This window comes from Desulfuribacillus alkaliarsenatis (assembly GCF_001730225.1).
In the GTDB taxonomy this organism is placed as follows: Bacteria; Bacillota; Bacilli; order Desulfuribacillales; family Desulfuribacillaceae; genus Desulfuribacillus; species Desulfuribacillus alkaliarsenatis.
Genome location: NZ_MIJE01000004.1, coordinates 42,641 through 57,374, shown reverse-complemented (window position 1 = coordinate 57,374; position 14,734 = coordinate 42,641). Strand labels below are relative to the sequence as shown.

The window sequence follows — 14,734 nt, the reverse complement described above, 5'->3', positions numbered from 1 at the left end:
AAGGCAGGTGCCTGTTTTCACAGACACCAAGAATAGGATGTAAAACTGCGTGGCTGTCAAGGGTGAACTTCGCGAGCAAAAACCGCTCGCCCTTGACAACCTGCGTAGTTGGTTGATGCTATTAAAAATCTAAAAAAGAATAAAGATAAAACTAGTGTGGCTCTCACTGATGCACATACTGGCTCAATTTGATGCACATACTGGCTCTGACTCATCACACTGGTGGTTCTATTTAAGTGCAATAAACACTTAACACAATGCCTCTTCTTAGAGCCAATCGCTTGAGTCATCCTTAATGTCTTCTTCGTCTATTAACTCTTCCGTCTCTGTTATTTCATCATCTTTATGAGAAGCTGCTTTTCTGCGCTTGTCGATTTGGATTACTTGTTCTAGCTTTTTAAGTAGCAGCCATTCCTTCATTAACATCGTATCCATGATTTGATTTACTGACTGATTGAATGTAATAATCTCCTGATATGATGAACACATTGGAAAGTTTGCGCTTTTCCCTACAAAGGCTTGAATCTTTTCTGCCTCTGCATTCATTAGATGGGACAATGATATCTCTTCTAAAGCAATAGACTCTAATAAGTCTATGATTGTTTCCTCATAGGTTGGACGATATTTTGATTCTGGAATTTGTGGCATACTCATAATAAACACCCCTCTTCAAGCTATCTGTTACGCTTAATCGCTCCCGTAATAAAAGTCTATGCTCATACTTGTTCTAGCATTCGTATAAGAAATTAATAGTAAGAAAAAAAGTGACCATTTAAGGTCACCTTGCACAAGCTACTTCTTCTTTATGTTTTTCATCCGTTTCTTTCAGCTTTCTTATCTCAGAGACTGCTTGTGAGTCAGCCTGATTTTTGGCAATATGCATCATAAGCTTAATACGATTTACCTGATTAACTTTACTAGACCCAGGATCGTAATCAATAGATACTAGATTTGCATCAGGGTAGACCTCTTTTATCGGATTGAACATCCCTCTACCAATAACGTGATTTGGTAAACATGCAAACGGCTGTACACAGACTACATTATTGACCCCCATATCTAATAGCTCTACAATCTCCCCTGTCAGTAGCCAGCCTTCTCCCATCTGATTTCCTAGACTAATAAAATGGGACGCTTTATCTGCAATCTTCTCAATCGGTAATGGCGCTTCGAAACGCTTGCTTTGTTTAAGCACATCTATGATTGGCTGACGGTAATAATTAATATATTTTTTAAAAACAGTACCAATACCCGCTTGTAGCTTAGACTTACCAAGATGGTTTGCTTTAAAGCTGCGGTTATGAATCCCATATAGGAAAAAGTCTATAAAGTCTGGAACAACAGCTTCGCCACCTTCAGCCTCAATTATATCTATTAAATGATTATTAGCATAAGGATGATATTTAACAAGAATCTCCCCGACGATTCCAACACGTAGTTTCTTTTCTTTAATGACTGATAGATTCTTAAAATCATCCACTATCCCTTTTAATATTTCGCGGTATTTTCGCATATTGAAGCTACCTAAAGACTCCACACAACGCTCCATCCAAAGCTCATATAGCTGCTCGGTACTACCTTTAATTCTCTCGTAAGGTCTTACCGCTAGCTTAAGCCGCATTAGTAAATCGCCGTAGCAGGCAGAAATAACAAGCTTTTGCGCTATTCCTAGGCCAACCTTAAATCCTGGCTGCTTTTCCATGCTACCAGCATTAAGGGACAGAACTGGAATGTGACCAAGGCCTGCGTCTTTAAGTGCCTTTCGTAGTAACACAAGATAATTAGTTGCTCTACATCCGCCGCCCGTCTGTGACATAATAACTGCCGTGCGCTCCAGGTTATACTCTCCACTTTTTAGACTGGCAAGGATTTGTCCTATAGTTAAAATTGCTGGATAACAGACATCATTATTAACATATTTAAGGCCTTCCTCAACATGCTCTTCCTGAACTTCTTCTAAAAGCTTTAGTCGATACCCATGAACTTGAAATGCCTTTTCAAATAAGCGAAAGTGGGTCGGTGCCATCTGCGGCGCTAGAATTGTATACTGGTCTTTATGGGCCTTATCAAATACTGGACGCTCGTCAGCTTTCATAGGCTCTGGCTGCCAATTCGGTGTTTGTTTTCTTTGCCTTTCCTCCATCGCAGCCTTCAACGAACGCAAACGAATTCGAGCCGCACCCAAATTACTTATATCATCAATCTTAATCCAGGTATATAGGCGTTGACCATGCTCTAAAATCTCCTGCACGGAATCTGTTGTAATCGCATCTAAGCCGCAGCCAAAAGACGTCAGTTGGACTAGCTCGATGTTAGGGTTGGCTTTGACAACGTGGGCCGCACGATACAAACGACTATGATATGTCCATTGATTAACGGCATTCGGAACAAAGGTATCCTCAGCTAAATGAGCGACTGCATCCTCCGTAAGCACAGCCATACCTAGTTTAATAATCTCTTCTGGTATCCAGTGGTTAACTACAGGATCCAAATGGTACGGATGCCCCGCTACAACAATACCTTTATTTCCCGTCTTGGCTATCTCATCTATAATTTCTTGTCCACGCTCTCTAAGCCAGCTAGTAAACTCCAGTGCTTCTTCATTAGCCTTAGCTACGGCTTTTTTAATATCAGCTTTCGAAATATCATTAAATGTACTAATCAACTCGTTAATTAGCGCCGCTTTATTATCTAGGGTAATATACGGATTTAGATAGCGTATTCCCTGTTCCTTTAAAACCGCCATATTGCCATAAATCGATTCTGGATAAGAGACAACTACTGGACAGTTGAAATGGTTTTGCTGCTCCTTGGACTCCTGCTGCTCATAAACTACTGAAGGGAAGAAAATAGTATCTACACCCTTTTCTAGCAAGTCAATAATATGGCCATGGGCAATCTTTGCAGGATAACACACCGATTCCGATGCAATCGTGTCCATGCCTTTTTGAAATGCTTCCTTATTATTAGGATTAGATAATACAATCCGATATCCAAGCTCAGTAAAAAATCTATACCAGAAAGGATAGTTTTCATACATATTTAAGACACGTGGAATGCCTATCGTTCCACGCTTAGCTTCTGAAGCAGCTAACGACTCTCTATTAAAAAGTTTGTCACGTTTTTCTGCTACTAAATTTGGTAGAGTGTTAGTGACTTTTTTGCGTCCTGCGCCACGTTCGCATCGGTTCCCTGTAACAAATGACTGCTTTGCGCCAAAACGGTTAATTGTTAGCAGACATTGGTTCTCACACAACTTACAACGACTATGACTGGCTGTTACTTTAAAGCTCTCTAGCTCAGCTTTAGCTACCAGCTTAGACGGTAGTTGCTCGTTAGCAAGTATATATTGATCCTTAGCAATTAACGCACTACCGTAGGCACCCATTAAACCTGACAAATCAGGACGTAGTACCTCGCGATTAATAGTCTGCTCAAAGGCCCTAAGTACCGCGTCATTTAGGAATGTTCCCCCTTGGACAACAATATGCTTACCTAGCTCCTCTACTCTTTTCACCTTAATTACCTTATATAAGGCATTGGCAATAACGGAAAATGATAGACCCGCAGATATATCTGCAATCTCAGCACCTTCCTTCTGTACCTCTTTCACCTTAGAATTCATAAACACCGTACAGCGTGAGCCCAAATCAACAGGGGCCTTAGCCTGTAAGGCTATGTCAGCAAAATCTTCTACTGACAAGCCTAAAGTACTCGCAAAATTATCTATAAATGAACCACAGCCAGCAGAACAGGCTTCATTAAGCATAATCCGCTCCACAGCTCCATCCTTAATTTTAATGCATTTCATATCCTGTCCACCAATATCAATAATCAGATTGACATCAGGGCAGAATTTCTTCGCCGCCCGATAGTGGGCCACGGTCTCAATTTCTCCATTGTCTAGCTGGAATGCCGCTTGAATTAATTTCTCTCCATAGCCCGTCACTACTGACCTAGCTATTTTCACCCCAGGCATAGAGCTATAAAGCCTTTTCAGACCTTCCCGCACAGATTCAAGTGGATTGCCTTTGTTTTTAACATAATAAGTAAATAAAACCCGCTCTTGGTCATCAATAAGAGTAATTTTCGTGGTTGTAGAGCCTGCATCAATACCTAAGAAGCATACGCCCTCGTATTCATCTAGCTTACCCTGCTCAACTTTAGCCTGCTGATGACGCACCCTAAATTGCTCTAGGTCCTGGTCATTGGCGAACAATGGCTGTAGTCTACCTGTTTTTGCAGTACGATTAACACCATTTATCTTCCTCAGGGTATTTATTAGTTCATCTAAATCTATGAAACTACTATCCTTGCTCTCCATAGCAGCTCCTATAGCAACGAAATACTGTCCATTTTCAGTTTCGAAGATTTCGTTATCAGCTAACTTTAAGGTCTCTATAAATCTATTACGTAGCTCTGGTAGAAAAGTTAGCGGCCCTCCTAAAAAGGCAACCTTGCCACGAATTGGTCGACCGCAGGCAAGCCCACTGATAGTCTGATTAACGACAGCCTGAAACACAGATGCCGCAATATCTTCACGCCTTGCACCTTCGTTTAGGAGCGGCTGAATATCAGTCTTTGCAAAAACACCGCAGCGTGAAGCGACAGGATAAATCTTTTCATAGGTTCTAGCTAAGTCATTTAAACCTGCTGCATCAGTATCTAATAAAGATGCAATCTGATCTATAAAAGCTCCAGTTCCTCCTGCACAAGCCGAGTTCATGCGTTGCTCCATACCATTAGTTAGATAAATGATTTTAGCATCTTCTCCACCTAACTCAATAACCACATCAACAGCGGAATCGAGATATTTCACAACCTCTGTGCAGGCAATTACCTCTTGTATAAATTGTATATTTAATATTTCAGACAAACCCATACCAGACGAACCACTAATGGTGAATTTAAAATTACCATTCGGAAATCTATGTAAGAGCTCCTCTAAAAGCTGTATCGTTGTATTTTTCACATCTGAAAAATGTCTTCTATAGGACTTAAATACAATATCATCCTGCTCATTCAACGCAACCATCTTTGCTGTTGTAGAGCCAACATCCAATCCTATATGCAGATTCACGACGTTCGCCTCCATCTCTGTTCGTTACAAAAAAACAAGCTGTCAATAACAGCTTGCCTTATAACTATATTCAAAATATACCTTAATAATCATAGAGTTTCAAATATATTTTAACATTAGTTGACTTCAACTTCACTACCATTGGCAGCTTTTTTCTTCTTGTAGTAAGTTCTCACTAGAAATACCGATACTGCTGCTAGAGCTAATAAAGCTAATACATAACGATCCAAATCCGCTGCAAGTATCCCTAGTGGGATTAAAGATAGTACAAAAAAATATATAAGATTCCCAAAAATAGTTGCTATTAAAAAATGATCAAAGCGTATTGCAAAAACACCAGCTGCAATATTTATTAAGCTTGTTGGGACAAATGGAAAAACCCTACCTATAAATACATACATAAATCCGTTCTCTTCAGCCTTTTCTTTAACACCTGGCTGGATTTTCCGCAAAACATAGTCCTGAAAAAAATATCTAACTGCAAAGAAAACAATAGCCGCTGCAATAACACTAGTAAACCAGCTCCATAAATAGCCATACACGAAACCAAATAGAGTTATATTAAAGGTTATTAGAAGAATCAGCGGAATTACAGTGAAGGTATTCTGCACAATCATCAATATTAAAGTGAGGACAAATGTTAAGAATAGGTTCTCGCTACTTAATATCCGCAATGTCTCGAAGTTACCCTTCCAAACCTGGGATAATAGCTCTGTATTTATCTCAATAAATATACTGATAGCAATCAATATAGCCACCAATACGGAAATAATAGTCTTCTTCATTATCCACCTTCTTTACTGTCCCAATAAAAAACAAAACTTTCCTGCTTATAATATATTCAAACAAGAAAGTATAATTACTAGGATATCTTATCATAATATTCAGTTTAAATGTGCAAAAGCTATGAATAAACAATGAATTTGATATGAAAAGTAGTTCCTTGGCTGCTAGTTTTTATATCTACCTGCGCTCTGTGTCTTTCGAGAATTTCAAATGATTTTGTAAGTCCTAGACCTGTCCCATCATCCTTTGTAGTGACAAATGGTGTACCCAATTTATCAAGCATATCTGCACTAATCCCATGCCCCTGGTCAATTATCAATAAATGGACGAACCCTTCCTTTTCAAAAGTACACGTTTTAATAACACCACCACGTTCCATCGCCTCAATACCGTTCTTAAATAGATTAAGTAATACTTGACGAATTCCTTGTCCGTCTATTTCAATCTCTGGTATTGGTTGCAAATCTAGCTCTAGACTATTCCCTGTGTCCACAGCAATTGCTTGCACCAACGGTGCAATGCTTTCGATTATTGAATTAAGGCACTGTAGCTCCATCGTAAATTTCTTATCTTTATTTAGCGATAAATACTCTGTAATTATACTGTTAGCGCGATCAAGCTCATCGATAATTAGATTGAAAAATCTCCAATCTTTCTCATATTCCTTTTTTGTTGAAAATAATTGCAAAAATCCCCTAGCTGTTGTCATCGGGTTCCTTACTTCATGACTAATAATCGACGCCATTTCGGACATCATTTTTAATTTATCTAACTCTAATAAATCAAGCTTATGTCTATGGTAATTAACTAATGATTCATCAATATTATTAGAAATTGCAACTGCTTGAGGTGGGTCAACTTTCGAATAAAGACTATTGGAGTATATCTCTATATCTGTCATAATATATTCATGGCTTTTCATAATCTCAATTAACATATTAGCTGGCAACTCAGTAGCGTTATAAGCACAGACAGTAAACGTGCGTAATTCTTTTATGCTTTTGTCAGCACTTTCTTCATAAACTTTTAATTTCTCAATTATATCTTCATGGTTATTCCAACAAACATTCCCCCAGCTTCGAATACAATATCCTTGTTCTAATAGTGGTTGTAGTTTTTCCTCAAAGTGCTTAAGAACTGTTTTAGCATTAAAAGCTTTATTCTTGAGATAGAACTCGTCATTGTGCGCAAATATAAGTGATTGCAAATGATTGCTATAGCCTAGTTTTTCTAACTCAGTAAGTATCGATGTTATAACATTTTCTTCCTCTATAATGATGATACCTTGGTTTAATTTTATCCCTTTTACGATAAAAGATATAATATTGTTAAGGTATTTTTCAAAATCTGTATATATGTATAAAATATGAGCACTAGTAATTACACCTGCTTGGCTGGAAAATGCCACATGATTTTTGCTTAAAGAGAATTCATCATCAAATGGGACATACTTTTTGTTTTCCATAGTAATCTCCTAACTCATAATATATCGATTTATAATATCTTCATAAAATTATCATATTTATATTTATTCTATTTAAATTGTAGATTTCCTTCTTTTACTGGTCTTGGTTTGTCAATTTTTGTTTATTTATCTTTTCAATACATGTGCAAAATAAAAAAAGTATACTCATTACGAGCATACTGAAGTAGTTTTTGGTTAAGATTTGAGGTTGAGGTTCAAACAAATCTTCTATGTGTTTTCTTGCCATCATAGGTGAAGACAACGTCCCTACCCTCCATAACCGTTTTGAGATGAACATTCCTACCCCATAGGTTATACACATAAGGTATCGTCTTCTCTAAGTACTTAATATCTAATTCAACACCCTCATATTGATGCTGAACATATAGTTCCCCGTTCATGAAATAATCGCTATCCTTAACAACTAGCACAGGAAAGCCTCCATTAGTCTTTGACTTCACAAGATGGTCTCGGACAGCCTCCCACTTCTTATCGACAATCTTCCACTGCAAACCAACCTTTGCGAAAATGTATAAATCAAGCTTCTCTACTAATTCCTTAGTTAAATAATTACGAAGAAAAGATTGATCAGAATCTACCTCTCGGATTTCAAAGATTGCTTCCTCGCCATGCTTCTCAGCAATATCTTCAAACATCTTTAAACCAAGGTAGTAAGGGTTGATGCTAGTCTTAGATGGTTGAATAACCTGGGCGTTTAACTTCGCGAAATCAATAGCTTCCTGCTGAGTTAGGTTTAGCTCTCTCATGATTTTAATATGCCAATAGGAAGCCCAGCCTTCGTTCTTCTAAGGAGAAGAAGGGAATTGTCAACATATGAGTTATACAATAGAAGGTTTGAGGAACTTTAAAATCAATAATTTATTAGACTATTCAGGAGACTTTAAGATTTTTGTTGACGAAGAAAAAGACTACATTGACACTACTTGGACAGCAAAAAGTTTTATGACTTTAAATTATTTTATGTGTAAAAATACCGAGTTCAATTGGGCTAAAATTTTGCCTGCAATTGATTTAAACTTAGACAGAATGTCCAGCTCCGAAATCCATGAGTTTAACGAAAAGTTAATAGATCCAAAGTTATGTATAGAAATATTTAATGAACGTTGTATTATAGAGAAAGCTCTAGAATACGATGTTAACATTCATGAAAAATTATCTTGGTTATATATTAATTGGAAGAAAGGTTTTTATATTTACTATTATTAAACTTGTTAATCTAACCATTAGTTATATCCATTTGACTCAAACCAATCCAGTAAATTTGTCCACGTTATAACTGGATACAATAGGTCTTCTTCAAGAGAAGCAATAGTAAAAGTACTAGTAGTAAAAAGTCCTATTGTTTCTATTATTTTTTGTTGGGAATTTTCATCAATAAATTTAGCTACTTTTTCTTTGTTCTTGTCAATAACAGCTACTTTTTTATCTAGTTTTATTTGATATGCTTTACTATTTCTCTTTTTAAAACGTCCGTATTCATTGGCTATAGCTTTAGAGGTTATTTTTAAATTCAGATTTTTACATTCGATAACAAATAAACGGTTTTTTAATAACATTAATAAGTCTATTTCACCTGGTATTTCAATGATTTCATTGCCAACTACTATATCTTTTATCTCTACATTGGTTATCATCTTTGCTGATTTATATTTGGTACTTATCAATAAAGATACATGGTCAACAAAACTGTTGTTAATAGTATTATATACATCTTGCAATTCAGATATAATATGCTTATTAGCAATATCTCCTGAACGCAAATCATTAGTTATGCCAATCAGGGCATACCTTAACAATCCAACAGGACAAATAATGGTGTCGTTTATAGTTATTAAGCATTTTCTTAGCGCCCTATTTTTCCTGACCGATTCTTCTTTATAAAGTTTCGATTTATCTCTGTCTTGTACGAGAAAATTAAACAGCTTTTCTACTTCATCCTCAGTCTGCTCAGATAATTCACAAAGTACTTTTTTCCATTCAGTAATGCTTCCAACTAGATACTCATCTCCACCTCCATATGTTTCATCAATTTTTTCTATTAAATTATTAAGTTCATTCGAATCAAAGCCAATATAATGTTTTGATGTGCTGTTAATACTATTTAAGTGATTATTCGCAATCTGGAAGCTTTTTGAACTTTTCATATCTTTTAAATAATTAGTAGAAAAACTCTCGAAATCAATACCAGAATAATTAGATATACTCCCATCAGGATTAAAAGTTAAGCTAGTATTATTGAGAGTACCTTCCATGTATTCTGTTTTTAAGCAATGTATTGTATGTATTGCTCTACTAATTTCTAATAATCTGCCATAATTAAATGTGTCGTTAAAATCATTGATCAACTCGTCAAGTTCTTTATTTTCTAATTTTACTGCTAACAATTCTATACATAATTCGAAACACTTTTTATCATGTGATAATATATTTTCTAACTCATGATAAACATTATTTGATTTAATTGTAAATCTATTAATTTCTAGGGAATCAATTAGTCCCTTCACGAAAACATCTTTAATCTCAGATGAATCCATTTCTTTTTCATCTTTAAACCACAATATTAATGTGATTGTTGTAAAAACATTAAATTCTAGACAAGTAAACATGCCTATTAAATATTTTAATGGGTTATCAATTATCCTATTAAATTCATCATACAAATAGGCTAGTATTTTGTTTAGCACAGAAATTATATCGTTTTTGTCACTGTATGAAGTACTATTACAGTTTAGAAATCTAACAGCTTCTTTTATAATTTCTTTTTCATCGTTTCGAGTAAAATCAAAATTTCTTGCATTGCCCATTACAATATTATCACCTTGTATAAAAGGTGCTTTAGTAATAAAAAAGTTGAATAAATCCTGCTCATAAATCATACGTGCTTTTTTTGAATAAATATCCACAAATCTTTTGAGATTCTTACAATCATCGCAGGTACATGTCGAATTACCTTGATATAAGTGTTTTGGCAAATACATATTTATGTCTATGCGTTTTAAACAAACCAATAAAATTCCCCCTTTGTTTATGATTCATTGCTATTTACTATAATTATCAAAAAGGACGACATTAAATTTATAAAATAAATGCTAACATTTTACCTGTTTTGAATAATTTTATTAATAACACCTAATTCAAACATTACCCTTAAATTATTAATGAAAAATCATAAAAAATATGATTTAGTCCAATATTCCTGAGGCCAAGATTATAATCGCTTTCATATAGATATAGGTCCTCTTCTTTGATGCTTTTAACTAGTGTTAAATTTTGCACTGTAATTTTATTCAATTTATCATCATGTAATTTAGATATTTTTGAAGTGTTAAGTTCAATATTTATATTTTTGACCACAAAACCAAACATGATATTTTTGTTATGAAATGAGGAATACTTTAAAGGTAGATTAACAAATCTACATATTCCATCATCAACATATTTCTTATTTAAATCTTTACTCCCATCTATCCTTTTACATTCTACAATATAATAATCTTTATTATTTCCAAATAGCCAATTTTCAGAAACCACTTTAATATCAGTTCGTCCTACAAACGTATCAGTATTTTGATTATGGTTTTCCAATGCCTCTGGAATGAATCTAACAGCTATACCAGAAAACCCAATTTTTGAACGCACTTCGTTATTTTCGAGATAATTCTCAAGCAAATGATTTCTGATTTTTTCCTCATGATTAGCTACTTTGATATAATTAGCCACACATTCTTTTTTCATCAAAATACTACTTTTTATTAACATATTTAATATAATTTCATACAAACTACGTTCGAACTCTAAATTAAGATTTTGATTTATAAAGCCTCCCATGATTCCTCGCCTCCAGAGTCTGACATAATTTTATCTATCGCATCTGCGAGGTCAAGTTCTGCAATTGCTGGATGCCAATTTTTAGAGTAATTTGGTTTTATAATAAAAAATGAATTCTCATCAAAATGTATAACATCTCTTAATTGATGAAAAACGTCGTTATGCTTAAATACACAAAATCTTGTCAGAATCTCTTTATTTGCATCGTATGTATTTAATATTTGTAATTTTTGTTCTGGTTTGCTATCTAATATAGAAAGCTCGAAGACAGAAAACTTATTTAAAATATTAGGATACAGATTAATAGATATATATTTTCCTAATCTGTTATATATTTTGGAGAATTGTTCTTCAAAACATTTACTATATGTTATCATTTCCCCAGATGAAACTTTTTTGTATACATTGACTTCTTTTGATTTAGTTAACTCCGGTATTTGTACATTTATAGCATAATCTATGAATTTATTATCTTTTAACCCAAATACACTTAAAATTAAAGCATCAAGTTCTTCTATTTCTTGGTTCAAATCAGTAGTGGATAAGAACTGATTTTCAAACCTTATTTTCTGTATATGTTCCACTTTGTTTGATATTTCATAACTATAATAATACGGAAAAGAAAGCACTTCCTTCATAAAACGTTGTTCCCGTTCAATTCCAATAGAGGTTCCTAGCATAATATTTAAATAACTATATAAAGAAGAGTTAATCAATCCAACTAAATTCAACATAAAGGATTTTTGTTCTTTTATTCCTTTGATAATGTACATTGTTGTTTTTGAAACAAATGACTCATCGCTATATGCTGCTCTTAACTTAAAATTATCGCAACTTACACCCTTTGGAATTAGTACATAGGGTGGATTAAATAGATCCTTTTCACGGGGACGATGAATATGAGTTTTAGAAAAAATAGATGTTTTTTTTGAATTAACAAAGAAATGATCTACACCTTTCTTAGAATCTAATAATTTTCTACCAAATAAATGTCTCGCATCTAATTTATCTCCATCTTGATATTCAACTCCTGCACCAACATACATTGATGGATTTTGTTCTCTTATTGAATCTTCTATTGTATTAAAACGTTTTTTTAAATTTAGTATTGTGTTAAAATCACCCACGAAGCCGTAAACAACAGTTTTCCAAGCCCAATCGTATTCTCGCAATAAACTTTGAGCTATGTACTTAACATCATGTTTCTCTATTACAATTACATTAAATAATTTAAAGAAAATATTGGGTTTAAGTGAAGTATACTCTATTTTATTTTTCAAATTATTATCATTATTATATTTAAATGCTACGATTGCGGCTGGTGCTTTTGTATTTTCAAATACAAGTTTTCGGACAGATGACATTTCAATAATATTTTTAATTTTTGTTTCTTCTAGTAGGAATCTTCTGAAATTTCTTGCAGGAAGTTTTTGATTATACAGTAATTTTGAGTGTAGTATTAAACAGCAAACTGTATTTTCATCACAAAAGTCTCTTGCCCTAAAAACAAAACTTCTACTAATCTCATTGTTTTGCTGTTTATCTTCATATCCTCTTTTTTTACAATACTCTATGTGAAGTCCATTTTTAACATTTCCCCAAGGCGGATTTCCTAAAATAAAGTCAAATTTGATTTCACTCATTTTCAAAAGTTTGTTTTCATCAAAAAAATCACTAACTATAAGATTTACTCCTTTAAGATTTGGTAACGAAAATTGTGATAAAGTTTTTGGGTCTTTATAATCTAATACTGTTAAATATAACGAAAAAATCGTTACATCAATAGCTTCTTCATTGATGTCAATTCCGTATATATTTTCTGTTAAAAGCTTTTTAAGAAAGGTATCATCTTCACAATAGACATTTCTACCCAAATTTTCCTCAATAATGCGGCGATAACTATCTACTAGAAATAGGCCTGAACCACACGCAGGGTCTAAAACTTTATACTTATAATTTTTTCTCAAAAACGCCAATACCGTCTTGTCTAAAATATATTCTACTAAGTAGTTTGGTGTATAAAAAGCATTGTCTTTCGCTTGAACCTCTTCACCTAGTAGAATCTCGTAAATACTACTTATTAATTCCACAGGGATAATATTGAAATCATAAAGAGCAAAAAAGGATAGTTGATTATCATTCATTGTTACAGTACCTGATAAAAATTCAGACAAAAGCTGAAACACTTCTTCTGTCAATTCAGGGCTATTTAACTCATTGTCTAAATCAAATAGATTACCATTAAATTTAGATTTCAAATGTGAAAATAGTGAATATAGCATCTCTTTCTCTTGAATGATAGTTAACAACTCTTTTTGAGAGCTAACTATATCATTTGAAAAATTCCCATATGCTAGATCTACGCCTCTATCAATTAAATATCTTATAAATATTAGCCTCAGAACAAGTTTTGTAGCAAATTTAATATTATAATCATTCTTTAATTTATTTGTTAAAAAACTTATATTACTTAATAGATGTTCGTTCAACTTAGTTTTTGAATATTCTGTTAAATATTTTGTCCAAAAATCCGATTTTGTTATTTCCCAATATGAAAAGTCAGAATATTCACTACATTCATCAATTTCTAGCTCTGCAACTTTATTTATCACATATGACGATAGATTTAATGAAGTTCCATTATAAACCTGAACAGAATTCTCGTCACAAAAAAAAGCAATTGGAATTTGAGAGTTCCATACCTTCTTGCTTATCTTTTTGAAAGATATTTCCCTATAAGCTGTATCAAAAAAAATGATAAAAGGCTTATTATCTATAAAATATGCAGCATAAGGCTTAATCTCAGTTAGTATTTTAATTAAATGAGTAGATAGGTTTAATCTATAAAAATCTTTATATCTATGTAAGTTATCTGAATCATCATATCCAAGGCGACTTATAACTGTTTCAATTGGAAGTTGATGTTTTATCATATCAAATAAAACCTCCTTAATATCTAACCTGAATCTTCAATAAATAGCAAATAGGTTTCTACCTCTAATGCATCAGCAATCTTTTGTACATTCTCTAAAGCAATACTTCGTTTTTCTCGCTCAATTGCACTTATATAAGTTCTATGTAAACCAGCTCTTTCTGCAAAAGCTTCTTGCGACAAACCTTTTTTATTTCTATATTTTTTAACATTTTTCGAAAACACCTTAATTATGTCCATAGATCAAAACTCCTCTTAGTAATCGTATTTCTACGAATACAATAAGTCAACATACAATAAGTCACAAATCTGCAACTATTACTACTTCAAAAGATACTAATAATTTATATACAGAATTTTACCACCTAGTCTAAATGCAATTATTCACCTAATAACCGACACTTCATATCACCCAATTAAATTTCATTCACCCAACTACCGAGACGTTTATTTTGCTAAATATTTGGTCATCATAATAAATATAGCTTGTACTAGTGTACAAGCAGTGGCATGTCCATATCCTTTAATATCAGGCTCGGTAATTAGGTATAGACGGTATAGCACATATACCTTAAAACCGAGAAAAATTTTTCTCGGTCTTTTTATTTCCACCTAATAACCG

General features: G+C 33.6%; 9 protein-coding genes and 1 pseudogene. 1 reads left to right on the top strand and 9 read right to left on the bottom strand.

The genetic code is table 11. From position 1 onward, the window contains the following. Positions 1–267: 267 nt before the first annotated feature. From BHF68_RS04955 to BHF68_RS04935, 5 genes and pseudogenes are all read right to left on the bottom strand, one after another. A complete protein-coding gene (locus tag BHF68_RS04955; protein ID WP_069642565.1) occupies positions 268–654 on the bottom strand; it encodes an alpha-helical endospore appendage domain-containing protein in 387 nt (128 codons plus the stop codon). Between the two features lie 124 nt (positions 655–778). Further along, on the bottom strand, positions 779–5,095 hold the full coding sequence (locus BHF68_RS04950) for an acyl-CoA dehydratase activase-related protein (protein ID WP_436796438.1): 4,317 nt from the start codon (positions 5,093–5,095) through the stop codon (positions 779–781). A 101-nt stretch (positions 5,096–5,196) separates the two neighbouring features. Then, positions 5,197–5,865 carry a TVP38/TMEM64 family protein gene (locus tag BHF68_RS04945; RefSeq protein WP_069642563.1) on the bottom strand — a complete coding sequence of 223 codons (669 nt, stop codon included), beginning with the start codon at positions 5,863–5,865 and terminating at the stop codon, positions 5,197–5,199. A 119-nt stretch (positions 5,866–5,984) separates the two neighbouring features. Then, entirely contained in the window at positions 5,985–7,331 is a 1,347-nt protein-coding gene (locus BHF68_RS04940; RefSeq protein WP_069642562.1) for an MEDS domain-containing protein, read from the bottom strand. 215 nt (positions 7,332–7,546) lie between these two features. Then, positions 7,547–8,134, bottom strand: a pseudogene (locus BHF68_RS04935) (SpoVR family protein); the annotation flags it as partial. Positions 8,135–8,165: 31 nt separating this feature from the next. Here BHF68_RS04935 and BHF68_RS04930 point away from each other — a divergent pair. Continuing rightward, complete coding sequence (locus BHF68_RS04930; RefSeq protein WP_069642560.1) at positions 8,166–8,558, top strand: hypothetical protein; 393 nt, start codon at positions 8,166–8,168, stop codon at positions 8,556–8,558. Positions 8,559–8,575: 17 nt separating this feature from the next. Here the strand turns inward: BHF68_RS04930 and BHF68_RS04925 are convergent, their stop codons facing one another. The 4 genes from BHF68_RS04925 to BHF68_RS04910 form a co-directional block, all read right to left on the bottom strand. Further along, the gene (locus BHF68_RS04925) at positions 8,576–10,360 is read right to left on the bottom strand and encodes an NERD domain-containing protein (RefSeq protein ID WP_069642559.1); all 1,785 of its coding nucleotides are present in this window, start codon (positions 10,358–10,360) and stop codon (positions 8,576–8,578) included. 139 nt (positions 10,361–10,499) lie between these two features. Continuing rightward, the gene (locus BHF68_RS04920; RefSeq protein ID WP_069642558.1) at positions 10,500–11,180 is read right to left on the bottom strand and encodes a hypothetical protein; all 681 of its coding nucleotides are present in this window, start codon (positions 11,178–11,180) and stop codon (positions 10,500–10,502) included. Next, a complete protein-coding gene (locus tag BHF68_RS04915) occupies positions 11,165–14,113 on the bottom strand; it encodes an HsdM family class I SAM-dependent methyltransferase (RefSeq protein WP_069642557.1) in 2,949 nt (982 codons plus the stop codon). The genes BHF68_RS04920 and BHF68_RS04915 overlap by 16 nt, the downstream gene beginning before the upstream one ends. Positions 14,114–14,136: 23 nt before the next feature. After that, positions 14,137–14,352 (bottom strand): helix-turn-helix domain-containing protein, encoded by a 216-nt coding sequence (locus BHF68_RS04910; protein ID WP_069642556.1) that lies wholly within the window; start codon positions 14,350–14,352, stop codon positions 14,137–14,139. Positions 14,353–14,734: the final 382 nt, after the last annotated feature.